This window comes from Kluyvera chengduensis, from assembly GCF_044197065.1.
Lineage (GTDB): Bacteria > Pseudomonadota > Gammaproteobacteria > Enterobacterales > Enterobacteriaceae > Kluyvera > Kluyvera ascorbata_C.
In genome coordinates this window covers 121,549-146,458 of sequence record NZ_JBIQOI010000003.1, presented here as the reverse complement: position 1 = coordinate 146,458, position 24,910 = coordinate 121,549, and the positions used below count along the sequence as shown (strand labels likewise).

The 24,910-nt window shown below is 56.9% G+C and carries 25 protein-coding genes; 14 read left to right on the top strand and 11 right to left on the bottom strand.

What is annotated here, in order from left to right:
* Positions 1–18: 18 nt before the first annotated feature.
* From rfaC to rfaD, 3 genes are read right to left on the bottom strand one after another with little or no spacing between them, the layout of a single operon-like run.
* Complete coding sequence (gene rfaC, locus ACH1XZ_RS11675; RefSeq protein WP_395595698.1) at positions 19–981, bottom strand: lipopolysaccharide heptosyltransferase RfaC; 963 nt, start codon at positions 979–981, stop codon at positions 19–21.
* A 3-nt stretch (positions 982–984) separates the two neighbouring features.
* Entirely contained in the window at positions 985–2,031 is a 1,047-nt protein-coding gene (rfaF, locus tag ACH1XZ_RS11670; protein WP_395595697.1) for an ADP-heptose--LPS heptosyltransferase RfaF, read from the bottom strand.
* Positions 2,032–2,040: 9 nt separating this feature from the next.
* A complete protein-coding gene (rfaD, locus tag ACH1XZ_RS11665) occupies positions 2,041–2,973 on the bottom strand; it encodes an ADP-glyceromanno-heptose 6-epimerase (protein WP_123651048.1) in 933 nt (310 codons plus the stop codon).
* 217 nt (positions 2,974–3,190) lie between these two features.
* Between rfaD and kbl the strand changes: the two genes are divergently transcribed.
* The 3 genes from kbl to ACH1XZ_RS11650 all read left to right on the top strand — a co-directional run bounded on the left by kbl (position 3,191) and on the right by ACH1XZ_RS11650 (position 6,617).
* Positions 3,191–4,387 carry a glycine C-acetyltransferase gene (kbl, locus tag ACH1XZ_RS11660; protein WP_395595696.1) on the top strand — a complete coding sequence of 399 codons (1,197 nt, stop codon included), beginning with the start codon at positions 3,191–3,193 and terminating at the stop codon, positions 4,385–4,387.
* A gap of 9 nt (positions 4,388–4,396) precedes the next feature.
* On the top strand, positions 4,397–5,422 hold the full coding sequence (tdh, locus tag ACH1XZ_RS11655; RefSeq protein ID WP_035894695.1) for an L-threonine 3-dehydrogenase: 1,026 nt from the start codon (positions 4,397–4,399) through the stop codon (positions 5,420–5,422).
* A 157-nt stretch (positions 5,423–5,579) separates the two neighbouring features.
* A complete protein-coding gene (locus tag ACH1XZ_RS11650) occupies positions 5,580–6,617 on the top strand; it encodes a glycosyltransferase (protein WP_395595695.1) in 1,038 nt (345 codons plus the stop codon).
* On the opposite strand, the gene ACH1XZ_RS11645 is transcribed toward ACH1XZ_RS11650, so the two are convergent.
* From ACH1XZ_RS11645 to gpmM, 3 genes are read right to left on the bottom strand one after another with little or no spacing between them, the layout of a single operon-like run.
* Positions 6,614–7,549 (bottom strand): divergent polysaccharide deacetylase family protein, encoded by a 936-nt coding sequence (locus ACH1XZ_RS11645; RefSeq protein ID WP_395595694.1) that lies wholly within the window; start codon positions 7,547–7,549, stop codon positions 6,614–6,616. The two genes, ACH1XZ_RS11650 and ACH1XZ_RS11645, sit on opposite strands and share 4 nt — an antisense overlap.
* Positions 7,550–7,552: 3 nt before the next feature.
* Entirely contained in the window at positions 7,553–8,824 is a 1,272-nt protein-coding gene (gene envC / locus ACH1XZ_RS11640; protein WP_395595693.1) for a murein hydrolase activator EnvC, read from the bottom strand.
* A gap of 9 nt (positions 8,825–8,833) precedes the next feature.
* Complete coding sequence (gene gpmM, locus ACH1XZ_RS11635) at positions 8,834–10,381, bottom strand: 2,3-bisphosphoglycerate-independent phosphoglycerate mutase (RefSeq protein ID WP_395595692.1); 1,548 nt, start codon at positions 10,379–10,381, stop codon at positions 8,834–8,836.
* Between the two features lie 248 nt (positions 10,382–10,629).
* On the opposite strand from gpmM, the gene ACH1XZ_RS11630 reads away from it, so the two are divergent.
* The 5 genes from ACH1XZ_RS11630 (at position 10,630) to cysE (ending at position 13,821) form a co-directional block, all read left to right on the top strand.
* Positions 10,630–11,061: a rhodanese-like domain-containing protein gene (locus ACH1XZ_RS11630; RefSeq protein ID WP_035894704.1), complete on the top strand. Its 432-nt coding sequence runs from the start codon at positions 10,630–10,632 to the stop codon at positions 11,059–11,061.
* 38 nt (positions 11,062–11,099) lie between these two features.
* The gene (gene grxC / locus ACH1XZ_RS11625; RefSeq protein ID WP_035894705.1) at positions 11,100–11,351 is read left to right on the top strand and encodes a glutaredoxin 3; all 252 of its coding nucleotides are present in this window, start codon (positions 11,100–11,102) and stop codon (positions 11,349–11,351) included.
* An 84-nt stretch (positions 11,352–11,435) separates the two neighbouring features.
* Positions 11,436–11,903, top strand: a complete 468-nt coding sequence (secB, locus tag ACH1XZ_RS11620) for a protein-export chaperone SecB (RefSeq protein ID WP_395595691.1) — start codon at positions 11,436–11,438, stop codon at positions 11,901–11,903.
* Complete coding sequence (gene gpsA / locus ACH1XZ_RS11615) at positions 11,903–12,922, top strand: NAD(P)H-dependent glycerol-3-phosphate dehydrogenase (RefSeq protein WP_395595690.1); 1,020 nt, start codon at positions 11,903–11,905, stop codon at positions 12,920–12,922. The genes secB and gpsA overlap by 1 nt, the downstream gene beginning before the upstream one ends.
* Before the next feature lie 77 nt (positions 12,923–12,999).
* Positions 13,000–13,821 (top strand): serine O-acetyltransferase, encoded by an 822-nt coding sequence (gene cysE / locus ACH1XZ_RS11610; protein WP_185667467.1) that lies wholly within the window; start codon positions 13,000–13,002, stop codon positions 13,819–13,821.
* Positions 13,822–13,900: 79 nt separating this feature from the next.
* On the opposite strand, the gene trmL is transcribed toward cysE, so the two are convergent.
* The 5 genes from trmL to ACH1XZ_RS11585 form a co-directional block, all read right to left on the bottom strand.
* A complete protein-coding gene (trmL, locus tag ACH1XZ_RS11605; RefSeq protein ID WP_395595689.1) occupies positions 13,901–14,374 on the bottom strand; it encodes a tRNA (uridine(34)/cytosine(34)/5-carboxymethylaminomethyluridine(34)-2'-O)-methyltransferase TrmL in 474 nt (157 codons plus the stop codon).
* Positions 14,375–14,431: 57 nt separating this feature from the next.
* Complete coding sequence (gene lldD / locus ACH1XZ_RS11600) at positions 14,432–15,616, bottom strand: FMN-dependent L-lactate dehydrogenase LldD (RefSeq protein WP_395595688.1); 1,185 nt, start codon at positions 15,614–15,616, stop codon at positions 14,432–14,434.
* A complete protein-coding gene (lldR, locus tag ACH1XZ_RS11595; RefSeq protein ID WP_123651056.1) occupies positions 15,613–16,389 on the bottom strand; it encodes a transcriptional regulator LldR in 777 nt (258 codons plus the stop codon). Before lldR ends, lldD begins: the two co-directional genes overlap by 4 nt.
* Positions 16,386–18,041: an L-lactate permease gene (lldP, locus tag ACH1XZ_RS11590; protein ID WP_395595687.1), complete on the bottom strand. Its 1,656-nt coding sequence runs from the start codon at positions 18,039–18,041 to the stop codon at positions 16,386–16,388. The genes lldR and lldP overlap by 4 nt, the downstream gene beginning before the upstream one ends.
* Before the next feature lie 282 nt (positions 18,042–18,323).
* Positions 18,324–18,686 (bottom strand): YibL family ribosome-associated protein, encoded by a 363-nt coding sequence (locus ACH1XZ_RS11585; protein ID WP_395595686.1) that lies wholly within the window; start codon positions 18,684–18,686, stop codon positions 18,324–18,326.
* A 275-nt stretch (positions 18,687–18,961) separates the two neighbouring features.
* On the opposite strand from ACH1XZ_RS11585, the gene ACH1XZ_RS11580 reads away from it, so the two are divergent.
* From ACH1XZ_RS11580 to selB, 6 genes are all read left to right on the top strand, one after another.
* Complete coding sequence (locus tag ACH1XZ_RS11580; RefSeq protein ID WP_395595685.1) at positions 18,962–19,174, top strand: hypothetical protein; 213 nt, start codon at positions 18,962–18,964, stop codon at positions 19,172–19,174.
* A gap of 198 nt (positions 19,175–19,372) precedes the next feature.
* Positions 19,373–19,738 carry a DUF3302 domain-containing protein gene (locus tag ACH1XZ_RS11575; RefSeq protein WP_395595684.1) on the top strand — a complete coding sequence of 122 codons (366 nt, stop codon included), beginning with the start codon at positions 19,373–19,375 and terminating at the stop codon, positions 19,736–19,738.
* A 2-nt stretch (positions 19,739–19,740) separates the two neighbouring features.
* Positions 19,741–20,877 (top strand): HlyD family secretion protein, encoded by a 1,137-nt coding sequence (locus ACH1XZ_RS11570; RefSeq protein ID WP_395595683.1) that lies wholly within the window; start codon positions 19,741–19,743, stop codon positions 20,875–20,877.
* Positions 20,878–20,951: 74 nt separating this feature from the next.
* The gene (locus tag ACH1XZ_RS11565) at positions 20,952–21,560 is read left to right on the top strand and encodes a glutathione S-transferase (protein WP_395595682.1); all 609 of its coding nucleotides are present in this window, start codon (positions 20,952–20,954) and stop codon (positions 21,558–21,560) included.
* Between the two features lie 99 nt (positions 21,561–21,659).
* Positions 21,660–23,051, top strand: coding sequence for an L-seryl-tRNA(Sec) selenium transferase (selA, locus tag ACH1XZ_RS11560; RefSeq protein ID WP_395595681.1), 1,392 nt, complete (start codon positions 21,660–21,662; stop codon positions 23,049–23,051).
* Positions 23,048–24,898: a selenocysteine-specific translation elongation factor gene (gene selB / locus ACH1XZ_RS11555; protein WP_395595680.1), complete on the top strand. Its 1,851-nt coding sequence runs from the start codon at positions 23,048–23,050 to the stop codon at positions 24,896–24,898. The genes selA and selB overlap by 4 nt, the downstream gene beginning before the upstream one ends.
* Positions 24,899–24,910: the final 12 nt, after the last annotated feature.

Sequence of the window (24,910 nt, the reverse complement as noted above, 5' to 3'; positions counted from 1 at the left end):
TTTTTTAATGGCGCAGTATTATTTATCACGGTCTACCGTTTCAAATACGCTGGCTGAGGTGAGATCGTTCAGATCTCCGGACGCTGAACAACACGCCACCTGATTCTTCCCATACCCCCCAATCAACCCCGGATCCGTCGGCCCATAAAGCGTGACATTAGGACGATCCAGCGCAGCCGTAAGGTGGCTGAGCCCGGTATCGACGGACACCACGAATTTAGCCCCCGCCAGCTCGTGCGCCACCGCCTCAAGGCTAAGGCGCGGCAGCACCTCTACATAGTCAAACCCTTCGGCTAACCGTTTTGCGCGAGCCTCTTCATGGGGCGCGCCCCACGGCAGCTTAATCCGTAGGCCGCTCCCGGCGAGAAGGCCAATCAGCTCGCGCCAGTGGCTTTCCGGCCAGTGCTTGTCGTCACGGGTCGTCGCATGCAGGAACACGCAGTAAGGCGCAGAGTCTGGCACGATGTCGCCCAGGAAATGCTGTGCAATAGCGTAATCACCTTGAGCTTCCGGTTTGGTATACCCCAGGCTTTTGGCAAACAGTTCGCGTGTCCGTTCCACGGCATGCTGCGCTTTAGCAATATGGTGTTTACGGTTATAGAACAGGCTGGCCAGCGGCTCACGCGCGGTACTCCAGTCCATGCCATTTTTGACGCCATGGGCGAGGCGAGTGACCAGCGCGGCGCTTTTCACCAGCCCTTGAGCATCAATGACGACATCGTAGGCTACGGCCTGAACCGCTTCTTTAAAGGCTTTACGCTCGGCTTTTATCGGCGCAGAGAACCACGCTTTACGCCAGCGGCGAATCGCCACCGGTATGACGCGATCGACGGCTTCATGCCAGGAGGGAATCTGCGCGAAGCCCTCTTCGACAACCCAATCAAAGCGGATGCCGGGAATGGCGCGCATAGCATCGGTTAACGCGGGCAGCGTGTGCAGCACGTCACCCATTGAGGATGTTTTGACGATCAGAACCCGCATGCGTCAGGCTTCCTCGCTCGACATCAGAGCATTGAGCTCTTCCAGCACGCGGGCTGGGGTAATATCTATCAGACTCTGGTGATAGCCTTGGGCGGAGTCGCCTTTACGCACCTTGTGATAGCCGGTGATAAGACGAATCACGCGCGCCTTGTTGGACAGCGGTGGCGTAAAATCAGGGCTGCTCGGGCCATACAGTGCGACCAGCGGGCGGTTCAGCGCGGCGGCAACGTGCATCAGGCCGGAGTCATTGGTGACGACAGCCTTGCAAGCGGCAATCAGAATGACGGCTTGTTCCAGCTGAGTTTCCCCAGCCAGATTGCGGCACCAGCCTTTTTGCTCGTCGCTCAGTGAAGCGATGATCTCATTACCGGCGTCGTTATCTTTTGCCGAGCCGAAGAGGACAATCTGGTTACCCTCATCAATGAGCTGTTTTGCCAGCGCGGCGTAGTGATAATGCGGCCAACGTTTCGCCGGGCCAAATTCAGCGCCGGGACAAAAGCCGATCATCGGACGTTCACTGGAAAGCGAGAATGCGTTACAGGCCAGGGATTTCTCCCCTTCGTTAACCTGCAACTGCGGCCATAGCAGAGGCTGCGGCAGATCTTTGGCGCAGCGCATCACGCCTTTGTCATAAGCCAGCGCGACGTAACGCTCGACCATCAGCGGCCAGGCGTCTTTATCCAGCACACGCGCATCATTCAGCAGGCCGTAGCGCATTTCTCCACGCCAGCCGGTTCGCAGCGGAATACCCGCAAAGAACGGCACAAGGGCCGATTTAAACGAGTTAGGCAGGACGTACGCGCGGTCGTAGCGCTTTTCACGCAGGCTATGACCGAGCTTGCGCCGTTCGCCAATTTCCAGCGCGCCATGCCCAAGCGGCATAGCGATCGCTTCATTGACTTCCGGCATCCGCGATAACAGCGGACGGCACCACGCGGGTGCCATCACGTCGATTATCGCCTGGGGATAGCGCGCCTTGAGCGTGCGATAGAGACTTTGCGACATCATCATGTCGCCCACCCATGACGGGCCGATCACCAGTATTTTCATGCTAACTTCTTACGCGTCGCGGTTCAGCCAGGCCATATATTCCGTTACGCCTTCGGCGACGGTCTTGAACGGCTTATCGTAGCCTGCAGCGCGCAGGTTAGTCAGATCGGCCTGAGTAAACGCCTGATAACGGCCTTTCAGTTTGTCCGGGAACGGAATGTATTCGATGCTGCCTTTCTTGTGGTACGCCAGGGTGGCATCTGCAACGGCCTGGAAGGATTCTGCGCGACCGGTACCCAGGTTAAAGATGCCGGATTTACCGTTTTCCCAGAACCACAGGTTCACCGCGGCAACGTCGCCAACGTAGACGAAGTCACGCTTGAAGCCATCGCTGCCTTCGAACAGTTTCGGGCTTTCGCCATTGTTCAACTGGGTATTCAGGTGGAACGCAACGCTCGCCATGCTGCCTTTGTGGCCTTCACGTGGACCATAGACGTTGAAGTAACGGAAACCGACGATTGGGGAATCCACTTCCGGCATGATGCGACGCACGTATTCGTCGAACAGGAATTTGGAGTAGCCGTAAACGTTCAGCGGTTTTTCGAATTCGCGGGACTCGATGAAGTCGCTGGTGCGGCCGCCGTAGGTGGCTGCGGAAGAGGCGTACAGGAACGGAATTTCACGCTCCAGGCAGTAGTGCAGCAGCTCTTTGGAGTACTGATAGTTGTTATCCATCACGTACTTACCGTCCCACTCGGTGGTGGAAGAGCAGGCACCTTCGTGGAAGACCGCTTCAATTTCGCCAAACTCTTCACCGGCCATCACCTGGATCAGAAAGTCTTCTTTATCCATGTAGTCAGTGATGTCCAGATCGACCAGGTTCACAAACTTGGTACCATCTTTCAGGTTATCCACCACCAGAATGTCGGTGATGCCTTTGTCATTGAGCGCTTTCACGATGTTGCTGCCAATAAAGCCAGCGCCGCCGGTAACGATAATCATAACTGTAACCTTTGAAATGAATAGGCCCTGGACAATCCCGGGCACGAATACCCTTTATCATATCATCACATTGCTAAGCCTTCAGCCTTTCGCCGTATCGTGAACATCAGGCCACGTGATTTATGCTGCAAATAATTCATTCAGAAATGCATCATCTCGTATCTGCGTATAGCTTTGGGTAATATGTGCCAAATTTTACCGGATCTGGAGAGTTGCAATGCGTGGTGATTTCTACAAACAGTTAACGAACGACCTGGACACCGCTCGTGCGGAAGGGTTGTTTAAAGAAGAACGTATTATCACCTCCGCTCAGCAAGCGGACATCACCGTGGGTGACGGCAGCCACGTCATCAACTTCTGTGCCAACAACTACCTTGGCCTGGCGAACCATCCTGAACTGATTAACGCTGCGAAAGCAGGTATGGACAGCCACGGTTTCGGTATGGCTTCCGTTCGTTTCATCTGCGGCACTCAGGACAGCCACAAGGTGCTGGAGCAGAAACTGGCGAGCTTCCTCGGCATGGAAGATGCGATTCTGTACTCCTCCTGCTTCGACGCCAACGGCGGCCTGTTTGAGACGCTGCTGGGCGCAGAAGACGCCATTATCTCCGATGCCCTGAACCATGCCTCAATCATCGACGGCGTGCGTCTGTGCAAAGCGAAGCGCTTCCGTTATGCCAACAACGATATGGTTGAGTTGGAAGAGCGTCTGAAAGAGGCGCGTGCTGCCGGTGCGCGTCATGTGCTGATTGCCACCGATGGCGTGTTCTCCATGGACGGCGTGATTGCCAACCTGAAAGGCGTGTGCGACCTGGCAGACAAATATGATGCGCTGGTGATGGTCGATGACTCCCACGCCGTCGGTTTTGTTGGCGAAAATGGTCGTGGCTCCCATGAATACTGCGATGTGATGGGCCGTGTGGACATCATTACCGGTACGCTGGGCAAAGCGCTCGGCGGCGCGTCCGGTGGCTATACCGCTGCGCGCAAAGAGGTGGTGGAGTGGCTGCGTCAGCGTTCACGCCCGTACCTGTTCTCCAACTCTCTGGCGCCAGCCATTGTCGCCGCGTCGATTAAAGTGCTCGAAATGGTCGAGTCCGGCGCTGAACTGCGTGACCACCTGTGGGCTAACGCGCGTCTGTTCCGCGAAAAAATGACCGCGGCAGGCTTCACCCTGGCGGGTGCCGATCATGCCATTATTCCGGTGATGCTGGGCGATGCTGTTATCGCGCAGAACTTCGCCCGTGAGCTGCAAAAAGAAGGGATCTACGTGACCGGCTTCTTCTTCCCGGTCGTACCAAAAGGTCAGGCGCGTATTCGCACCCAGATGTCGGCGGCGCATACGACGGAACAAATTGAACGTGCGGTGGAAGCCTTTACCCGCATCGGTAAACAACTGGGCGTCATTGCCTAAGGGTGTGAGATGAAAGCGTTATCCAAACTGAAAGCGGAAGAAGGGATCTGGATGACCGATGTTCCTGAACCGGAACTCGGCCATAACGACCTGCTGATTAAAATTCGCAAAACCGCTATCTGCGGTACCGATGTGCATATCTACAACTGGGATGAATGGTCACAGAAGACCATTCCGGTACCAATGGTTGTTGGCCACGAGTACGTGGGTGAAGTGGTCGGTATTGGTCAGGAAGTGCGTGGCTTTAAAATCGGCGACCGCGTCTCCGGCGAAGGCCATATCACCTGCGGCCACTGCCGTAACTGCCGCGCGGGTCGTACACACCTGTGCCGCAACACCATCGGCGTGGGCGTAAACCGCCCGGGCTGTTTCGCAGAATATCTGGTGATCCCGGCGTTTAACGCCTTCAAAATCCCGGACAATATCTCTGACGATTTGGCCTCTATCTTCGACCCATTTGGCAACGCGGTGCACACGGCGCTCTCCTTCGACCTGGTGGGTGAAGATGTGCTGGTCTCCGGAGCTGGCCCGATTGGCGTGATGGCGGCAGCCGTGGCGAAGCATGTAGGTGCGCGTAACGTGGTGATCACCGACGTGAACGAATACCGTCTGGATCTGGCGCGCAAAATGGGCGTTACCCGTGCGGTTAACGTTTCCAAAGAGAATCTGAACGATGTGATGGCTGAGCTTGGCATGACCGAAGGGTTCGACGTGGGCCTGGAGATGTCCGGCGCACCGCCAGCATTCCGTTCTATGCTCGACACCATGAACCACGGTGGACGTATCGCGATGCTGGGGATCCCGCCGTCAGATATGTCTATCGACTGGACGAAAGTTATCTTTAAGGGTCTGTTTATTAAGGGTATCTACGGTCGTGAAATGTTTGAAACCTGGTACAAGATGGCGGCACTGATTCAGTCTGGTCTGGATCTGTCACCAATGATTACCCACCGTTTCGGTATTGACGACTTCCAGAAAGGTTTTGACGCCATGCGTTCCGGTCAGTCGGGCAAAGTGGTACTGAGCTGGGATTAATCGGCTTCACAAAAGTTGTCCCCGGGTATTTATTAGCGTTAAATACCCGGGGATTTTTTTGCCCTGACGCATGCCAGGCAGCAGCCACTTTCTCTGACCTTTTGCTGTCGGCTATGTTAAATATTGCCGTTAATTACACTGTTTCGCAGGATTTTATATGACCTACACCCCCGGTCTCCTGAGCGTCATTATGCCGCTTTACAATACCGGCGAACCGTTTATCGCCTGTATGGATTCGCTGATCGCGCAAACCTGGAAGAACATTGAGATAATCATCGTTAACGATGGTTCAACGGATAACTCGGCAGAACTCGCCCAATCCTATGTTGACCGTTTTCCGCACGTCCATCTGCTGCACCAGCGTAACGGCGGCGTTTCCGCCGCGCGAAATACCGGGATGGAAGTCGCCAGGGGGGAGTACATTGCCTACGTTGATGGTGATGACATTGCCTACCCAGAAATGTATGAAACGCTGATGAACATGGCGCTTAAGGACAATCTGGACGTCGCGCAGTGCAACGCCGACTGGTGTATTGCTGAAACGGGAAAAACCTGGGCGTCGATTCCCACCGACCGCATTCGCTCGACCGAGGTGATGACCGGGCCAGATTGGCTGCGTAAAGGGCTGGCAAGCCGTCGCTGGCGCCATGTGGTGTGGATGGGGGTTTATCGCCACCAAACCATTAAAGATGCAGGCCTCTCGTTTATTCCGGGCTTACACCATCAGGATATCGTCTGGTCGACTGAATTCATGTTTAACGCCAAACGTGCGCGTTACACCGAGATGCCGCTGTACAAATATTTCCTGCACGGCGCATCCGTCAGCCGTCTTCCGCGTACCGGCCTGAAGAATCTGGCCTACCAGCGTCATTACATCAAAATTACCCGTCTACTCGACAAGATGAACCACGACTACGCTGGGCGCATTCCTATTTATCCAGAGTTTAAACAGCAGGTTATCTACGAAGCGCTGCGGGTTTGCCACTGTATCCGCAAAGAGCCAGACCAAAAAATTCGCGAGCGAATGATCGCTGAAGTGGATGTTTCGGGGATGTTTAAGCGGATGGTGAGTAATATTTGTAGCGTGAAGCTGGCGTATCAGGTGATGCTGTGGGCCATCCGCTTTGGCAAGTGGCGCGATAAGTCACTCACGCCACGCCGTCTGGCCCATTTAACTCTGGAGCTGAAAGACTAACTGTTGTTCTGCCACCCCTGCCACTGCAACTGCATATACTGCACCAGCGTGCTGTGGGTGATGCTCTCGCTTAACACGTTGAAGAAACGGCTGGCGTAAACAGGCTCCAGCGGTTTCTTTGGCTTGCAGAGCTTCACGCCGCGGAACGGATTGCGCGGTGCGGTTGGCTGACTTTGGGTTGGCAGACTGTTGTTTGGTCTTGAAGTATCAACCTGCGGTTCGTTAAGCAGGCTGCTTGGGCGAACCAGCGTAATGTCCGGTGGCAGGTTGTAGACCATCTGCTGCAGTACACGGACGGTGGTTGGGTGCGGGTGACCAATGGCGATGGCCGAACCGTTGCGGCGCGCTAAATCGATAGCACGATTAAATTGCACGCGGATATCCGCTTCGTTCTGCGTATCGTCGAGGAAGACCCGACGCTTAATCACCTTCACGCCGGTACCGTTCGCGGCGCGCATGGCCTGGCTGTTGCCGATGGTCATGCTGTCGAGGAAGTAAAGGTTATAGCGGCTGAGCGCCTGCATTACCTTTTGCATCCCAAACAGGCTAGAGGTCATCGCGCTGCCCATATGGTTGTTCAGCCCGACGGCGTACGGCACCTTGTCCACAGCTTCGCGAATAATCCGTTCGATTTCATCGCTGCTCATGTCCGGGCGAAGGGTGTCTTTTTCCAGCGGCTGCTTGCTGAGCGGCGCCATCGGCAGGTGAATCAGCACCTCATGCCCGCTGTTATGGGCTTTGGTGGCCATTTCACGCGCATGGGGTGCATTGGGTAATACCGCGACGGAAATGGTGGAGGGCATCGCCAGCACCTGGTTTTCCGTCTGTGGACGATAACCAAAGTCATCGATAACGATTGATAATTTACCGGCGTAGCTCGGTGCGGCTAATGCCAGCGCACTGAGTAAAACTATCCTGCGAAATTGAAGCAAAACTTATCTTCCCAACCACGGCAGTGGATTGACCGCCTGACCCTGACGGCGAATTTCGAAATAGAGCGACGGTCTGCCTTGACCGCCACTGTTGCCCACCAGAGCGATAGGCTGACCGGCGCGGACCTGTGTGCCAACGCTGACCAGCGCGCTTTGGTTATAACCGTACAGGCTCATATCGCCTTTACCGTGCTCGACCACGACCACCAGGCCATAGCCTTGAAGCCAGTCGGCAAGGATGACGCGCCCATCGGCGATAGCTTTCACCTCGGTGCCTTCCGCTGCGCTTATCACCATCCCCTTCCAACGTAGTTCACCTTGCAGCTGTTCGCCATATCGATGAAGCGTTGTTCCGCGAACGGGCCAGAAAGCCTGGCCGCGTGGCGCGCCAAGGCCGCCGGTACGGGCCATCAGCGAGCGTTCACTTTCGGAAGGTTTGTAGGTGGTGCCTTTACGAGTGGCTTCCTGTTGACGGTTGCGCACGGCTTGGGCTTCACGCGCTTCGCGTTCGGCGCGGGCTTTAGCCGCGGCTTCCGCGCGGGCAATGCTGCTACGCAGACGGGATTCGTTCGCGCGCATTTCACCGAGCTGCTGCTGACCCGCCTGAATGGAGGATTCGAGCCCGGAAATGGTTTTCTGACGTTCATTACGCGCCGCTTCGAGTTTGGCCTGCTGGGCCTTCTGCTCGTACAGCAGCGTTTGCTGTTCGCTCTGTTTTTCTTCCAGCTCGGTTTTCTGCGCGGCGACTTCTTCGCGGGTCTGCTTAAGCTCGGCGATGGTTTCCTGGCGCGCCTGGTTCAGGTAGCCAAAGTAAGCCTGCAGGCGTTGGCCGCGCTGGCTCTCTTCACCGCTGAGGATGAGCTGAATGCCGGTGTGCTCGCCCTGCCGGAATGCGGCATCAAGCTGTGCCGCCAGATTCCGCTCCTGCGCCGCACGCTGTTTTTCCAGCCTGGCGATGGAGGCGTTCATCTCGGCAATCTGTGCGTTGAGCTGCGCCAGTGAGTTTTGCGTTTCACGAAGCTGTCGCGCGGCGGCGGCAATGGCCTGTTCCTGCGCTTTAAGCTGGGCGAGAAGGGTGGAGCGTTGTTGTTGCTGTTGGCGTACCGCACGCTCTTTGGCGGCGATATCGGCCTGAATCGACTGGAGCTGTGAGCGGTCGTCCGCATGGGCGGGCGCGGCGCACAGCAATACGCCAGCGCTGAGCGCGCTGGCGTAGAACGTGGACCGAAGCGTCGCCTCGGCCCATTTAATGGAATAAATCGCCTTTCCCCTCATGGGGAGGGATTATTCCACGATGAACAGCGGCTTACCAGTCATCTGTTGCGGGATTTCCATCCCCATCAGCGACAGCATGGTTGGCGCGATATCGGAAAGCTTGCCGCCTTCCACCGCTTTCACGGATTTATCACCCACGTAGATCAGCGGAACCGGCAGGCTGGTGTGCGCGGTGTGTGCCTGGCCGGTAGCCGGGTCACGCATCTGCTCAGCGTTGCCGTGGTCAGCGGTAACCAGCAGCTGGCCGCCTACTTTCTCAACGGCGTGAGTCACTTCATCCAGGCAGTGATCCAGCGCTTCAACCGCTTTCACCGCCGCTTCCATTACGCCGGTATGGCCAACCATATCGCCGTTCGGGTAGTTACAGATGATGGTGTCGTACTTACCGCTTTCGATAGCGGCAACCAGCTTCTCGGTCAGCTCAGCGGAGCTCATTTCCGGCTGCAGGTCGTAGGTCGCGACTTTCGGGGAGTTGATCAGGATGCGGTCTTCGCCTTTGAACGGGTCTTCTACGCCGCCGTTGAAGAAGAAGGTAACGTGCGCATATTTTTCAGTTTCGGAGATGCGCAGCTGCGTTTTGTCATGTTTCGCCATCCACTCACCAAAGGTGTTTTCCAGGGATGCTGGTGGGTAAGCGCAAGGGGCTTTGATGTCTGCTGCGTACTCGGTCAGCATGATGAAGTCGCCCAGCTTCACTTCTTTGTGGCGTTTGAAGCCGTCGAAGTCGGCGTTAACGAACGCGCGGGTGATTTCACGCGCACGGTCAGCACGGAAGTTCATGAAGATCAGCGCGTCGCCGTCTTCCATAGCGGCATCGGCCTGGCCGGCGGCACGGATAACGGTCGCTTTCACGAATTCGTCGTTTTCATCGCGAGCGTAGGCTGCTTCCAGCGCGGCAACCGCGGTGTCAGCCTGGAATTCGCCTTTGGCTTCAACCAGCAGGTTGTAAGCTTGTTCAACGCGATCCCAACGGTTGTCACGGTCCATTGCATAGTAACGGCCAATGATGGACGCTACGCGGCCTTTGCCCAGCGCGGCAAATTTCTCTTCAAATTTCTGCAGGGAGCCATTGGCGCTGCGCGGTGGGGTGTCGCGACCGTCGAGGAACGCGTGCAGGTAGATTTTTTCTGCGCCACGTTCAGCGGCCAGCTCTACCATTGCCATGATGTGGTCTTCATGGCTGTGTACGCCGCCGGCGGACAGCAGGCCCATGATGTGTACCGCTTTACCCGCAGCGACCGCTTTGTCTACCGCGCCGGACAGCACCGGGTTAGCGAAGAAAGTGCGCTCTTTGATTTCGACGTCAAGACGAGTCAGGTCCTGATACACGATGCGACCCGCGCCCAGGTTCACGTGACCGACTTCAGAGTTACCCATCTGACCGTCTGGCAGACCGACTTCCAGGCCAGAAGCGTGGATCAGGGTATGCGGACGTTTTGCCCACAGCGCGTCCATAACCGGAGTTTTAGCGCTGTAAATAGCGTTATCCTGATGCTCTTCGCGGTAGCCGTAGCCATCCAGAATCACCAGTACCATAGGTTTTTTAGTAACCGACATTGCGACAACCTCATGCTCTAAAGACAGAAAATTTGCGTAATTTTACTACAGCTGAATCGATAAAATAACAACGAGAGATCAAAGAAAGCGGGGAGATGGGCGCTGAAAAACGCACAAAACCTCCGTTTTTTCCGTAGCACTCCGCAGAAAACGCATTACATCGCGCGCGCTGGCTGTATTTGCGCCACGCCGCAGGTATACTCCTTCCCTGGTTTTTAAACATTACACGTCGGGAGCTGTTACCCCCCATGCAAGAGATTATGCAATTTGTTGGTCGTCACCCTGTCCTGAGCATCGCGTGGATCGCGCTGTTGGCGGCCGTGCTGTTCACCACCTTTAAAGGGCTGATGTCTAAAGTTAAGGTCATCAACCGCGGTGAAGCGACCCGTCTGATTAACAAAGAAGACGCGATTGTCGTCGACCTGCGCCAGCGTGACGATTTCCGTAAAGGTCACATTGCCGGTTCTGTGAACCTGCTGCCGGCTGAAATCAAAGCCAACAACGTCGGCGAGCTGGAAAAACACAAAGACAAACCGGTTATCGTCACCGACGGCTCCGGCATGCAGGCGACTGAATCTGCTAGCGCGCTGCTGAAAGCTGGCTTTGAAAAAGTCTTCGTACTGAAAGAAGGTATCGCAGGCTGGAGCGGTGAAAACCTGCCTCTGGTTCGCGGCAAATAATACCGGCTTGTAGATCGGGTAAAGTCAGGAGAGCTGTAATGGCCAAGATTGAAATCTATACCAAAGCAACGTGTCCATATTGCCATCGTGCAAAAGCGCTGCTGGCTGAAAAAGGCGTCACCTTTGAAGAACTGCCAATCGACGGCAACGCCGAAAAGCGTGAAGAGATGATTCAGCGCAGTGGTCGTACGACGGTTCCGCAGATTTTTATTGATGCACAGCACATTGGCGGCTGCGACGACTTGTATGCGCTTGATGCACGTGGTGGACTCGATCCCCTGCTGCGCTAATGCTTTGCGAAGCGTTCACGCCTGACCTGGGCGGGCGTGAGGCATTCCGCTTTTTTTAAGGACAACACGAAAGGGTTTTTACACATGTCAGAACAAAACAACGCAGAAATGGCTTTCCAGATTCAGCGCATTTACACCAAAGATGTTTCTTTCGAAGCACCAAATGCGCCACACGTTTTCCAGAAAGATTGGCAGCCAGAGGTTAAACTTGATCTTGATACGGCTTCCAACCAACTGGCTGAAGGCGTGTATGAAGTGGTGCTGCGTGTCACCGTAACGGCGAGCCTTGGCGAAGAAACTGCGTTCCTGTGCGAAACTCAGCAGGCGGGTATCTTCTCCATCGAAGGTATTGAAGGGACTCAGATGGCACATTGCCTGGGTGCATACTGCCCGAACATCCTGTTCCCGTATGCGCGTGAATGCATCACCAGCCTGGTTTCCCGTGGGACTTTCCCACAGCTGAACCTTGCGCCGGTTAACTTTGATGCGCTGTTCATGAACTATCTGCAACAGCAGGCTGGCGAAGGTGCAGAACAACATCAGGATGCCTGATGAACGCACTTAATGCTTCAATGACTGTGATCGGTGCCGGCTCGTACGGCACCGCTCTTGCCATTACCGTGGCAAGAAATGGCCATCCAGTTGTACTCTGGGGCCACGATCCCAAGCATGTCGCGATGCTACAGCACGATCGCTGCAACGCGGCATTCCTTCCTGACGTTCCGTTCCCCGATACGCTCCACCTCGAAAGCGACTTAGCGACCGCGCTGGCCGCCAGCCGCGATATTCTGGTGGTGGTGCCAAGCCACGTGTTTGGCGACGTATTACGTCAGATGAAGCCGCTGCTGCGTCCTGATGCTCGTCTGGTCTGGGCGACAAAAGGGCTGGAGGCTGAAACCGGCCGCCTGCTGCAGGACGTGGCGCGTGAAGCGCTGGGCCCGGATATCCCGCTTGCGGTGATTTCAGGACCGACGTTTGCCAAAGAGCTGGCCGCAGGTTTGCCAACGGCGATCTCGCTGGCGGCGACGGACCCGGTTTTTGCCGACGATTTGCAGCAGCTGCTGCACTGCGGTAAGAGCTTCCGCGTGTACAGCAATCCAGATTTTATCGGCGTCCAGTTGGGCGGCGCGGTGAAAAACGTGATTGCGATTGGCGCAGGCATCTCTGACGGCATCGGCTTTGGCGCGAACGCGCGTACGGCGCTTATCACCCGTGGGCTAACCGAAATGTCACGCCTTGGCGTGGCGCTGGGTGCAGACCCGGTGACCTTTATGGGCATGGCGGGGCTTGGTGATTTAGTGCTGACCTGTACCGACAACCAGTCGCGCAACCGTCGTTTCGGTATGGCGCTCGGGAAAGGGGCACAGGTTCAGGAAGCGCAAGACAGTATTGGCCAGGTGGTCGAAGGTTACCGTAATACCAAAGAAGTCCGCGAGTTGGCGCACCGTGTAGGTGTCGAAATGCCAATAACCGAGGAAATTTATCAGGTATTATATTGCGGAAAAAACGCGCGCGAGGCAGCATTGACCTTATTAGGTCGTGCACGCAAGGATGAGCATAGCGGCAACTAATCGCAGGAAACCTTTGTCATCCCGACGATCCGGCAAGCGCAGACTTGCCGATCGTTCCAATATGTCTGGAGTAAGCAATGTCGTGTGAAGAACTGGAAATTGTCTGGAACAATATTAAAGCGGAAGCCAGGGCTCTGGCGGACTGTGAGCCTATGCTCGCCAGCTTCTATCATGCGACGCTACTCAAGCACGAAAACCTCGGCAGCGCCTTAAGCTACATGCTCGCCAACAAACTGGCTTCACCGATTATGCCCGCCATCGCCATTCGCGAAGTGGTGGAGGAAGCCTACGCCGCAGACCCGGAAATGATTGCCGCTGCCGCCTGTGATATTCAGGCCGTGCGCACCCGTGACCCGGCGGTCGACAAATATTCTACGCCGCTGCTGTACCTGAAGGGCTTCCACGCCTTACAGGCTTACCGTATCGGTCATTGGCTATGGGCGCAGGGTCGTCGTGCGCTGGCCATTTTCCTGCAAAATCAGGTATCGGTGTCGTTCCAGGTGGACATTCACCCGGCGGCGAAGATTGGCCGTGGCATCATGCTCGACCACGCCACCGGTATTGTGGTGGGTGAAACCGCCGTGATTGAAAACGACGTTTCTATCCTGCAGTCCGTTACTCTTGGCGGTACCGGTAAAACCAGCGGTGATCGTCACCCGAAAATCCGCGAAGGCGTGATGATTGGCGCCGGGGCGAAGATCCTCGGCAATATCGAAGTGGGTCGCGGGGCAAAGATTGGCGCGGGCTCGGTGGTTCTCCAGCCGGTTCCACCACACACCACCGCGGCGGGCGTACCGGCGCGTATCGTCGGCAAGCCGGAGTCGGATAAACCGGCGATGGATATGGATCAGCACTTCAACGGCATCAACCACGGATTTGAGTACGGCGACGGGATTTGATTCCTTGCCCGGTGGCGCTGCGCTTACCGGACCTACCAAACCGTAGGCCGGATAAGGCGTAGCCGCCATCCGGCAAATATCAACTGCGCAATACCGCGCCCGGATATCCCAGCTGGCGCCACGCCTCATACACCACCACCGACACCGCATTCGACAGGTTCATGCTACGGCTGTCCGGCATCATTGGAATACGAATTTTTTGCTCAGGCGGCAGCGCGTCCAGAATGGTCGCGGGCAGCCCGCGCGTTTCCGGGCCAAACATCAGATAGTCACCGTCCTGATAGCTCACCGCGCTGTGCGCGGGCGTGCCTTTGGTGGTCAGGGCAAACAGGCGCTGCGGGTTTTCGCTTTCCAAAAACGCGGCGTAATCGGCATAGCGCGTGACGGCGGTGAACTCATGGTAGTCCAGCCCGGCGCGGCGTAGGCGCTTGTCGTCCCAGGCGAAGCCCATCGGTTCGATGATATGCAGACGAAAGCCGGTGTTGGCGCAAAGACGGATGATGTTCCCGGTATTGGGCGGGATTTCAGGTTCGAATAAAACGATGTTAAGCATACTGCCCCCTTGGATTGCGGGGGCAGGATAGCAGAATTTGGGGAAACCCTCACGGACCTACGCCGCGCTCCCCTGCTTAATCGCCCCAAACGCCTGCGCCACTTCCGCACTCTGTACCAGCGAATCACGGCTAATCTCTTTAATCGATTTCGCTCCGGTCAGCGTCATCGCCACCTTCATCTCTTTCTCAACCAGATTCAGCAGGTTAGCCACACCCGCCTGGCCGTGAGTCGCCAGCGCATACAGATACGCACGGCCCAGCAGCACGCTATCTGCGCCCAGCGCAATCATGCGCACCACGTCCAGGCCGTTGCGAATACCGCTGTCGGCCAGGATCGTAATATCACCTTTTACCGCGTCGGCAATCGCCGGCAGCGCACGGGCGGAGGAGAGCACGCCGTCAAGCTGGCGGCCGCCGTGGTTGGAGACGACGATCCCGTCGGCGCCAAAGCGTACCGCATCGCGGGCATCTTCCGGGTCGAGGATCCCTTTGATCACCATCGGGCCATCCCAGAATTCGCGGATCCACTCCAGGTCTTTCCACGAAATGGATGGATCGAAGTTATTCGCCAGCCAGCCGATGTAATCCTCCAGCCCGGTTGGCTTGCCGAGGTAAGCGGAGATATTGCCCAGGTCGTGCGGACGCCCGTTCAGGCCGACGTCCCACGCCCATTGTGGATGGGTGGCGGCCTGCCAGTAGCGGCGCATGGCGGCGTTCGGGCCGCTCATCCCGGAGTGCGCATCGCGGTAGCGCGCGCCGGGGGTTGGCATATCGACGGTAAAGACCAGCGTTGAACAGCCTGCCGCTTTGGCGCGCTCCAGCGCGTTGCGCATAAAGCCGCGATCGCGCAGTACGTACAGTTGGAACCACATCGGGCGCTTGATGGTCGGGGCGACCTCTTCAATCGGGCAGACCGACACGGTGGAAAGGGTAAATGGAATTCCTTTGGCATCGGCGGCAGCGGCGGCCTGAACCTCACCGCGACGGGCGTACATGCCGCACAGGCCGACCGGCGCCAGCGCCACCGGCATCGAGAGCTGCTCTTTGAACAGCGTAGTCTCGAGGCTCAGGTCGGACATATTTCTCAGGATGCGCTGACGCAGCGCCACATCTGACAGGTCTTCCACGTTGCGGCGCAGGGTATGTTCCGCGTACGCGCCTCCGTCAATGTAGTGGAACAAGAACGGCGGCAGAATGCGCTGGGCAGCGGCACGGTAGTCACTCGCGGCGGAAATAATCATGCTTTTTTCTCCCTGGAAAGTTCAGTGTGGTCGTCGGGCAGGCGGGTACTCCGCGCCTGGCGGGCCAGGTCTTCGTCGAAACGTTTAATGGTGGTGTGGACAAAACCGAGGTGCGCCATCATCGCCTGACGAGCGCCTTCGGCATCGCCAGCGGTAATGGCGTCGAGGACGGCCAGGTGCTGCTCGGTGAGCTTCGCAAAGACCGGCGGCACCAGATACATGCGCTCGCGACTCTGAATCACCGAAGATTGCAGCAGGTCGAAAAAGCCGCGCATGGTTTGCAGCAGCACCACGTTGTGAGATGCCTCGGCGATGGCCAGATGGAAGCGAACGTCGGCCTGTGAGGCGAGGTCCGGATCGTCGCTCTGGGTGGCTTCAAAGCAGAGGCGGATTTTTTCTTTGTCGGCATCGGTCGCGCGCATTGCGGCGTACCATGCGGTGCTGGCTTCGATGGCGTGGCGGGCTTCGAGGATGTCGAAGCTGTAGTCCGGGTCGTCGGCCAGCAGGGTTTTCAGCGGCTGCACAATATTCTGTTCAGACCAGCCCTCATGCTGCCAGCGCACGAAGGTGCCGCCGCCGCGACGGCTGAGCAGCAATCCTTCGCTCACCAGCTTCGCCAGCGCTTCGCGCAGCGAGTTGCGCGAGACGCCAAGCTGGGCTGCCAGCTTTCTTTCGGCGGGTAATCGCATACCCGCCTCCAGTTGCTGTTCTTCAATCAGCGCCCGCACGCGGCAGGCGACATCGTCTGACAGACGTTTGGGCAGTATTATCACGGAATCATCCAGGTTAAGACGTAAGCCTGCAGCGTCGTTATCACGCCCACCATACAGGTGAAGATCAGGCTGTGTTTCACGGTAAAGCGGAACAGGTCGGACTCTTTGCCCACCAGGCCCACCGCCGCACAGGCAATGGCGATAGACTGCGGGGAAATCATCTTCCCGGTCACGCCGCCGGTGGTGTTAGCGGCAACCAGCAGCACGTCCGACACGCCAATCTGCTGCGCGGCGGTAGCCTGAAGCGCGGCGAACAGGGCGTTGGAGGAGGTGTCTGAACCGGTCAGGAACACGCCGAGCCAACCGAGGAACGGTGAGAAGAAGGTGAACGCATGGCCGGTATGCGCCAGCGCCAGTGCCAGCGTTGACGACAGGCCGGAGTAGTTTGAGATAAAGGCGAACGCCAGCACCATGCCGATGGAGTAAATCGGTAACGCCAGCTCTTTCAGCGTAGAGCCGAAAGTGCTGATGGCATCTTTTGGCTTCATGCGCAGCCAGACGATAGAAAGCAGGGCGGCAAACAGGATCGCGGTGCCGGTCGCCGACAGCCAGTCAAACTTATACACCGCCGCGTAGGCCGTCGCCTGGCTCACCACCGGCGGCATACGCGCGACCAGCTTGTCGAGATACGGCACGGAAATGTTAATCACCAGGTCATACAGCGCGCCGCCCGGCGCGAACAGCGCCTTAAAGGGTGGAATACTCCACAGGGTGACGGTAGCGGTCAGGAACAGGAACGGTGACCAGGCGCGAACCACTTGTCCCGCGGTGTAGCGGGTACGCGACAGATCCATATCGACCTGCGAAGCGCCCATGTCGCCAAAGCGGAAAATACGTACCGGCTGCCAGCGCTTGAGGAACAGCGTCAGGCAAACCAGCGAGACCAGTGAAGAGATGATGTCCGGCAATTCCGGCCCGAGGAAGTTAGAGCTGAGGTACTGGGCGATAGCAAACGAGCCGCCCGCCACCATTACCGCAGGCCAGGTCTCTTTGATGCCGCGCCAGCCGTCCATAATCGCCATGATCCAGAACAGCACGATAATGGTCAGGAACGGCAGCTGACGGCCAACCATCTGGCCGATTTCAAAGCTGTCCAGGCCGGTGACTTGCCCGGCCACCAGGATTGGAATACCCATCGCGCCGAACGCTACCGGCGCGGTGTTGACGATAAGACACAGACCCGCGGCGTACAGCGGGTTAAAGCCGAGTCCAACCAGCAGCGCGGCGGTAATCGCCACCGGCGCGCCAAAGCCCGCCGCCCCTTCGAGGAATGCGCCGAAGGAGAAGCCGACAATCAGCATTTGCAGACGCTGGTCCGGGGTTATCGAGAGGATCGACGAACGGATAATGTCGAACTGCCCGGTCTTCACCGAGATTTTGTAGACGAAGACGGCGGCGATAATAATCCAGGCGATCGGCCACAGGCCATAGAAGAAGCCGTAAACCACCGACGCCAATGCACGGTCGACCGGCATCTTATAGAACAGCAGCGCCACGGCCAGCGCGATAAATACCGTCCAGCTTGCCGCAACATAGCCTTTCAGCTTGAGCTTAATCAGCGCGAAGAAGAAGAACAGGATTGGGAGTGAGGCTATCAGGCTTGATAACCAGATATTCCCAGCCGGGTCGTAGTTTTGTTGCCAGAGGCTCATGCAGGTCTCCAGGGGGCCACACCAGCCGGTTGCGGTGAGTCTATGCTCAGCTCTGCGTCACGGTTTGTGTAAAATTGGCCCTGCCAATATGGTGATGTAGGGATAATGCCAATGAATGGTTAACTAATTGTTATGTTCTAGCAATTGCTTTGTGAGTAAAGATTATGGAAGTGTGAACCAATAGAGATTTGGTTGTGAAATTGGTTGGGCCAATTGGTTTGGGGGGATTTCAGCGGAAAACAAAACCTTCCCCCGGGCGGGAGAAGGTTAAGGGGAGGGGAATCAGAACTCGCTCTTGGCGAACCCTGTCATCTCTTGCAGACCCATTTCGCGGCCAAGCGCACTCATTGGGTGCACAACGACCAGACCACGGACGCTTTTCTTCAGCTTACCCATGTCGGCCTGTTCTTTTTTGGTAATCGCACGGCTGAACGGTAGTTTGGTCAGCTGCTGCGCTTCTTTGCTGAGTTTTTGAGTACGGACTTCACGCAGACGCGCGATTTCCGTTTCAAGTTTGGTTTTTTCTGCCTCAAGTTCGGCGTACTTCTCGGCACCTTCAACCAGAGACAGCGCGGCCTGCTGGTGGCGGAGAGCATCAAGCAGGTCGCTCAGGCGTTTAATTTCGTTCTTTTCGATTTCTTTCATGTTGCTGGTATCTGATAACAAAATAGACGTAATAACCTCTAGTATGCGCGTTGTCGCTCATTTCTGGTAGTTAATTATACAAAATGGAGAAGTTTCTACGCGTGATAATAAGGATGTTATTTATCTAACCCGATGAATTTAAATGTAATATCAAGAATGAGTTAACACGATCGCTTTTTTGAAAATAAGCGACAAAAATCCGCACATTTTCCTCAACAGGCTGGCGTCTTATTATCCATCCTTAAAGTAAGGCTAATCGATTGGGAGGACGTGCGATGAGTAATAAAATGGGTGAAAACATTCCGCGGATTATCGACAAAGCGGTCGATTTTATGGCCTCCAGCCAGGCGTTTGTGGAGTACCTGCACAAAAGGCCGCACACCGACCGGATACCGGACGATATTCCGGAAGATAAAGCCGGGATGTACCTTGAACGTCTGGCCTACTATCGCAACCTGTACCGTCCGGTAGATTCGCAGCACAAATAGCGTCGGTTTGGGCTATTTCTCAAACGGGTAATGCACTCGGTATTACCCGGGATATGCTTTGCCTCTCTCCAGAAATAAAAATTACCCCGCCGGGTGATGGCGAAAATAGCGTTTGAGCATTATTTTCAACATATCGGTCAGTCGTGTCTTCGGCCGCCAAACCTCTCAAAACCCGAATAGCGTGAATCTGAGGCAGGTATGTTTCTAAACTATTTTGCGTTGGGTGTGCTCATCTTCGTCTTTCTGGTGCTGTTTTACGGAATCATCATGATTCATGATATTCCCTATAACATCGCGAAAAAACGCAACCATCCCCATGCCGATGCGATTCATACCGCCGGGTGGGTTAGTCTGTTTACTCTGCACGTGATCTGGCCATTTTTATGGATCTGGGCCACGCTCTACCAGCCCGATCGCGGCTGGGGAATGCAATCACATATCTCCCCTTCGGAACCCAAGCCAACCGGCGATGACTCGCTTTTCAGGCTTTCTCAAAGGGTCACCGAGCTTGAACAAAAGCTCGCGGAAATACGCCCCACCGCCGACACGACTTCGGAGCAATAATCATGGATCTGCTGATTGTTTTGACCTATGTCGCGCTCGCGTGGGCGGTATTTAAAATATTTCGTATTCCGGTAAATCAATGGTCGCTGTCAACCGCCGCATTGGGCGGCATATTTTTGGTTAGCGGGCTTATTTTATTGATGAACTATAACCACCCCTATACTTTTACGGCGCAGAAGGCGGTGATTTCTATTCCTATTACGCCGCAGGTAACGGGCGTGGTCAGCGAAGTTACAGAGAAAAATAATCAACTGATCAAAAAAGGCGAGGTGTTATTTAAACTTGACCCGACGCGCTATCAGGCGCGGGTGGATCGTTTACAGGCCGACCTGGTGACCGCCACGCACAACGTGGATACCCTCAAAGGGCAACTGTCGGAGGCTCAGGCCAATACCACGCGGGTTTCCGCCGAACGCGACCGTTTATACAAAGACTATCAGCGCTACCTGAAGGGCAGTCAGGCGCGGGTAAATCCGTTCTCAGAAAGCGATATCGACAATGCCCGGCAGAACTATCTGGCTCAGGATGCGATGGTGAAAGGCTCGGTTGCCGAGCAGTCGCAGATTAAGAGCCAGCTGGATAGCATGGTGAACGGCGAGCAATCGCAAATTGTCAGCCTGCGCGCGCAGTTGGCGGAAGCAAAATATAACCTCGACCAGACGGTGGTTCGCGCACCCAGCGATGGCTATGTCACGCAGGTATTGATCCGTCCTGGCACCTACGCCGCGGCGCTGCCGCTGCGCCCGGTGATGGTGTTTATCCCTGAACAGAAACGGCAGATAGTTGCCCAGTTCCGCCAGAACTCGCTGCTGCGACTGGAAGCAGGCGATGATGCCGAAGTGGTGTTTAACGCGCTGCCGGGGCAGGTTTTCCACGGTAAGCTCGCCAGCATACTCCCGGTGGTTCCCGGCGGCTCCTATCAAGCGCAGGGCGCGCTACAGTCGCTGACGGTCGTGCCGGGGACGGACGGCGTCATGGCGCTGATTGATTTGGAACCCAATGATGAGGTCGACTCGCTGCCGGACGGCATCTATGCGCAGGTAGCGGTGTATTCCGACCATTTCAGCCATGTTGCGGTGATGCGTAAAGTCCTGCTGCGCATGACCAGCTGGATGCATTATCTCTATCTGGATCACTAGGCGGGAAAAAACCAGAAGGCGAATGAAGCTGCCTGAGCCATACTGAAGACTTTGTTGGCGCAAAGGAGATGAAGATGAAACTGGTCGGCAGCTACACCAGCCCATTTGTACGTAAAATATCGATCCTCTTACTGGAAAAGGGGATTGCCTTTGAGTTTGTGAATGAACAGCCTTACAACGCGGAAAATGGCGTGGCGCAGTACAACCCATTGGGCAAAGTACCCGCGCTGGTCACGGACGAGGGTGAGTGCTGGTTCGACTCGCCGATTATCGCCGAGTACATTGAGCTTTTGGGCGTGGCGCCTGAGATGGTGCCGCGTGACCCGCTTGCCGCGCTGAAAGTGCGCCAGATGGAGTCTCTGGCTGACGGCATTATGGACGCTGGCCTGGCTTCCGTACGTGAACAGGCTCGCCCAGCCGCGCAGCAATCAGAAGCTGAAGTGCTGCGCCAGCGCGAGAAGATAAGCCGCAGTCTGGATGCGCTGGAAGGCTATCTGGCCGACGGTACGCTGAAGACCGACACCCTCAATCTCGCGACCATCGCCATTGCCTGTGCTATTGGCTATCTGAACTTCCGCCGCATTGCGCCGGGCTGGTGCGTGGAGAGACCGCACCTCGTGAAATTGGCGGAAACGCTCTTCCTGCGTGAGAGTTTTGCGCGCACCGAACCGCCAAAGGCTTGATTGAACGCTATAACGCGGAGCCGCTGTACATTGTACAATCCCTCCCTTATGACTCCCTCTCCCGTCGGGAGGGGTAACATTTAACCGTCAGGCCGACTCATGACTACCGATACCCGTTCGCTCTACAGCCAGCTTCCCGCGACCGATCGCCTGCTTCGCGATCCCGCTTTCGCCCGTTTACTTGATGCCCACGGCCACTCGCAGGTGGTGGAACAGCTTCGCCAGATGCAGGACGAGGCGCGCCTTTGCATTCGTGAGCAGCAGACGCTCCCGGTCTGGAGCGAGGATTGGGCGCAGGAGACGCTGCGCCGTTTGAGCCGCGATGCGCAAAGCGCATTACGCCCGGTCATCAACCTGACGGGCACCGTGTTGCATACCAACCTTGGGCGCGCGCAGCAGGCGCAGGCGGCGATTGATGCTGTTACCCAGGCGATGCGCGACCCGGTGACGCTGGAATATGATTTAGACGGCGCAGGGCGTGGCCACCGCGACCGTGCGCTGGCGGACCTGTTGTGTCGGATAACCGGCGCGGAAGATGCCTGTATTGTCAATAACAACGCCGCGGCGGTGCTGCTGATGCTGGCCGCGACGGCGGCGGGAAAAGAAGTTGTGGTTTCACGCGGTGAGCTGGTCGAAATTGGCGGCGCGTTTCGCATTCCCGACGTGATGCGTCAGGCCGGCTGCGTACTGCATGAAGTAGGCACCACCAACCGCACGCATGCGAAAGATTACCGTCAGGCCTTCAACGACAACACCGGGCTGCTGATGAAGGTGCATACCAGCAACTACAGCATTGAAGGCTTTACCAAATCGGTAGAAGAAGCGGAACTGGCGGAGATTGGCCGCGAGCTTGGCGTGCCGGTTGTCGCGGATCTCGGCAGCGGTTCGCTTATCGACCTCAGCCGTTTCGGCCTGCCGAAAGAGCCGATGCCGCAGGAGATGATTGCCGCAGGCGTGAGCCTGGTCAGTTTTTCCGGCGACAAACTGCTCGGCGGCCCGCAGGCCGGGATTATCGTCGGCAAAAAGGCGTTGATAGCCCAGCTACAGCAGCACCCGCTCAAGCGCGCGCTGCGTGCCGATAAAATGACGCTGGCTGCGCTGGAAGCGACGTTACGCTTGTATTTACACCCGGAAAAGCTGGCGGCTGAACTCCCGACGCTACGCCTGTTAAGCCGCACGGCGGAAGAGATTCACCAGCAGGCGTTGCGCCTGCGTGAACCGCTGGCCCAGCGCTATGGCGATGAGTTTGCGGTGCAGGTGATGCCGTGCGCGTCGCAGATTGGCAGCGGTTCCCTGCCGTCCGAAAGCCTGCCGAGCGCCGCGATTGCGCTGACCCCGCTGGACGGTAAAGGGAGCCGACTTGAAGCGCTCTCTACCGCCTGGCGCAGCCTGCCCGTCCCGGTCATTGGCCGAATTTATGATGGGCGCCTGTGGCTTGATTTACGCTGCCTTGAAGATGAACCCCGTTTCCTGGAGATGTTGTTGAAATGATTATTGCCACCGCCGGTCACGTTGACCACGGCAAAACCACCCTGCTGCAGGCGATCACCGGCATTAACGCCGACCGCCTGCCGGAAGAGAAATCCCGCGGTATGACGATTGACCTCGGCTACGCCTACTGGCCGCAGCCGGATGGCCGCGTGCTGGGCTTTATCGACGTGCCCGGGCATGAAAAATTCCTCTCCAATATGCTGGCTGGCGTTGGCGGCATTGACCACGCTCTGCTGGTGGTGGCATGCGATGACGGCGTGATGGCGCAAACGCGTGAACATCTGGCGATCCTCCAGCTAACGGGCAACCCGACGCTGACCGTGGCGTTAACGAAGGTGGACCGCGTTGATGCCGCCCGTATCGACGATGTTCGCCACGAAGTCGCCGATGTTCTGCGTGAGTATGGCTTTGAGCAGGCGACGCTGTTTGAAACCGCTGCGACAGAAAACCGCGGCATCGACGAACTGCGCGACCATTTACGCCAGCTAACCGCTCGCGCACATCCGGAGAATCAGCGCTTTCGCCTGGCGATTGACCGCGCGTTCACCGTTAAGGGCGCGGGGCTGGTGGTCACCGGTACGGCGCTGTCGGGCGATGTGCGCGTGGGCGACACGTTATGGCTGACCGGCATGGACACGCCGATGCGCGTGCGCGGCCTGCATGCGCAGAACCAGCCGGTGGATCAGGCCCACGGCGGGCAGCGTATTGCCTTGAATATCGCAGGGGCGGCGCAAAAAGAAGATCTTAACCGCGGTGACTGGCTGCTGAGCGAAGCGCCGCCAGCGCCGTCTGAACGCGTGATTGTCGAGCTGCAAAGCCACGTGCCGCTGACCCAGTGGCAGCCGCTGCATATTCACCACGCGGCGAGCCATATCACCGGTCGCGTGTCGCTGCTGGAAGATAATCTGGCCGAACTGGTGCTTGATGCGCCGCTGTGGCTGGCGGATAACGACCGGCTGGTGCTGCGCGATATCTCGGCAAAAGTGACGCTCGCCGGGGCGCGCGTGGTGACGCTCAACTCGCCGCGCCGTGGTAAGCGCAAGCCCGAGTATCTGGCGTGGATTGCCGCGCTGGCGCTGGCCACAGAAGATGCACAGGCGCTGGCGGTGCATCTCACTCGTGATGCGGTGAACCTGCGTGATTTCGCCTGGGCGCGTCAGTTGAGTCCTCAGGGGCTTGAGAAGCTGATTGCTCAGCCGGGCTTTATCCTCGCGGGTGACAGCCTGCTGGATGCGCCGCTGGCGGCTCGCTGGCAGCGTAAGCTGATGGACGCGCTGGCGCTCTATCATGAGCAGCATAAAGATGAACCGGGCCCTGGGCGCGAGCGTTTGCGCCGCATTGCGCTGCCGATGGAAGACGAAGCGCTGGTGCTGACGCTTATCGAGCAGATGCGTGAAAGCGGCGTGATTGCCAGCCATCACGGCTGGCTGCATCTGCCGGATCACAAAGCCGGATTTACCGACGGGCAGCAGGCGGTGTGGCAGAAAGCCGCGCCGCTGTTTGGCGACGAACCCTGGTGGGTGCGTGACCTGGCAACGCAAACCGGCACCGATGAGAACACCATGCGTAGCGTGTTACGCCTGGCGGCGCAGCAGGGGATGATCACCGCGATTGTGAAAGACCGCTATTACCGTAACGACCGGATAGTGACTTTTGCGAGCATGATCCGCGAGCTCGATCAGGAAAAAGGTTCAACCTGCGCGGCGGACTTCCGCGACAAGCTTAACGTAGGCCGTAAGCTGGCGATTCAGATTCTCGAATATTTTAACCGCATTGGTTTTACCCGCCGTCGCGGGAATGACCATTTATTACGCGATGCGCTACTGTTCCCGGATAATAAAAATTAACAAAACAATGCG

Excerpts from the sequence above, each read along its gene's own strand:
- trmL (WP_395595689.1), bottom strand. The coding sequence starts at position 14,374 with ATGCTTAACATCGTTTTATTCGAACCTGAAATCCCGCCCAATACCGGG.
- gpmM (WP_395595692.1), bottom strand. The coding sequence starts at position 10,381 with ATGTCGGTTACTAAAAAACCTATGGTACTGGTGATTCTGGATGGCTAC.
- lldD (WP_395595688.1), bottom strand. The coding sequence starts at position 15,616 with ATGATTATTTCCGCCGCGAGTGACTACCGTGCCGCTGCCCAGCGCATT.
- gpsA (WP_395595690.1), top strand. The coding sequence starts at position 11,903 with ATGAACGCACTTAATGCTTCAATGACTGTGATCGGTGCCGGCTCGTAC.
- secB (WP_395595691.1), top strand. The coding sequence starts at position 11,436 with ATGTCAGAACAAAACAACGCAGAAATGGCTTTCCAGATTCAGCGCATT.
- lldP (WP_395595687.1), bottom strand. The coding sequence starts at position 18,041 with ATGAGCCTCTGGCAACAAAACTACGACCCGGCTGGGAATATCTGGTTA.
- grxC (WP_035894705.1), top strand. The coding sequence starts at position 11,100 with ATGGCCAAGATTGAAATCTATACCAAAGCAACGTGTCCATATTGCCAT.
- ACH1XZ_RS11580 (WP_395595685.1), top strand. The coding sequence starts at position 18,962 with ATGAGTAATAAAATGGGTGAAAACATTCCGCGGATTATCGACAAAGCG.
- rfaC (WP_395595698.1), bottom strand. The coding sequence starts at position 981 with ATGCGGGTTCTGATCGTCAAAACATCCTCAATGGGTGACGTGCTGCAC.
- cysE (WP_185667467.1), top strand. The coding sequence starts at position 13,000 with ATGTCGTGTGAAGAACTGGAAATTGTCTGGAACAATATTAAAGCGGAA.
- kbl (WP_395595696.1), top strand. The coding sequence starts at position 3,191 with ATGCGTGGTGATTTCTACAAACAGTTAACGAACGACCTGGACACCGCT.
- ACH1XZ_RS11565 (WP_395595682.1), top strand. The coding sequence starts at position 20,952 with ATGAAACTGGTCGGCAGCTACACCAGCCCATTTGTACGTAAAATATCG.
- selB (WP_395595680.1), top strand. The coding sequence starts at position 23,048 with ATGATTATTGCCACCGCCGGTCACGTTGACCACGGCAAAACCACCCTG.
- ACH1XZ_RS11630 (WP_035894704.1), top strand. The coding sequence starts at position 10,630 with ATGCAAGAGATTATGCAATTTGTTGGTCGTCACCCTGTCCTGAGCATC.
- ACH1XZ_RS11575 (WP_395595684.1), top strand. The coding sequence starts at position 19,373 with ATGTTTCTAAACTATTTTGCGTTGGGTGTGCTCATCTTCGTCTTTCTG.
- ACH1XZ_RS11585 (WP_395595686.1), bottom strand. The coding sequence starts at position 18,686 with ATGAAAGAAATCGAAAAGAACGAAATTAAACGCCTGAGCGACCTGCTT.
- ACH1XZ_RS11570 (WP_395595683.1), top strand. The coding sequence starts at position 19,741 with ATGGATCTGCTGATTGTTTTGACCTATGTCGCGCTCGCGTGGGCGGTA.
- tdh (WP_035894695.1), top strand. The coding sequence starts at position 4,397 with ATGAAAGCGTTATCCAAACTGAAAGCGGAAGAAGGGATCTGGATGACC.
- ACH1XZ_RS11650 (WP_395595695.1), top strand. The coding sequence starts at position 5,580 with ATGACCTACACCCCCGGTCTCCTGAGCGTCATTATGCCGCTTTACAAT.
- envC (WP_395595693.1), bottom strand. The coding sequence starts at position 8,824 with ATGAGGGGAAAGGCGATTTATTCCATTAAATGGGCCGAGGCGACGCTT.
- rfaD (WP_123651048.1), bottom strand. The coding sequence starts at position 2,973 with ATGATTATCGTTACCGGCGGCGCTGGCTTTATTGGCAGCAACATCGTG.
- selA (WP_395595681.1), top strand. The coding sequence starts at position 21,660 with ATGACTACCGATACCCGTTCGCTCTACAGCCAGCTTCCCGCGACCGAT.
- rfaF (WP_395595697.1), bottom strand. The coding sequence starts at position 2,031 with ATGAAAATACTGGTGATCGGCCCGTCATGGGTGGGCGACATGATGATG.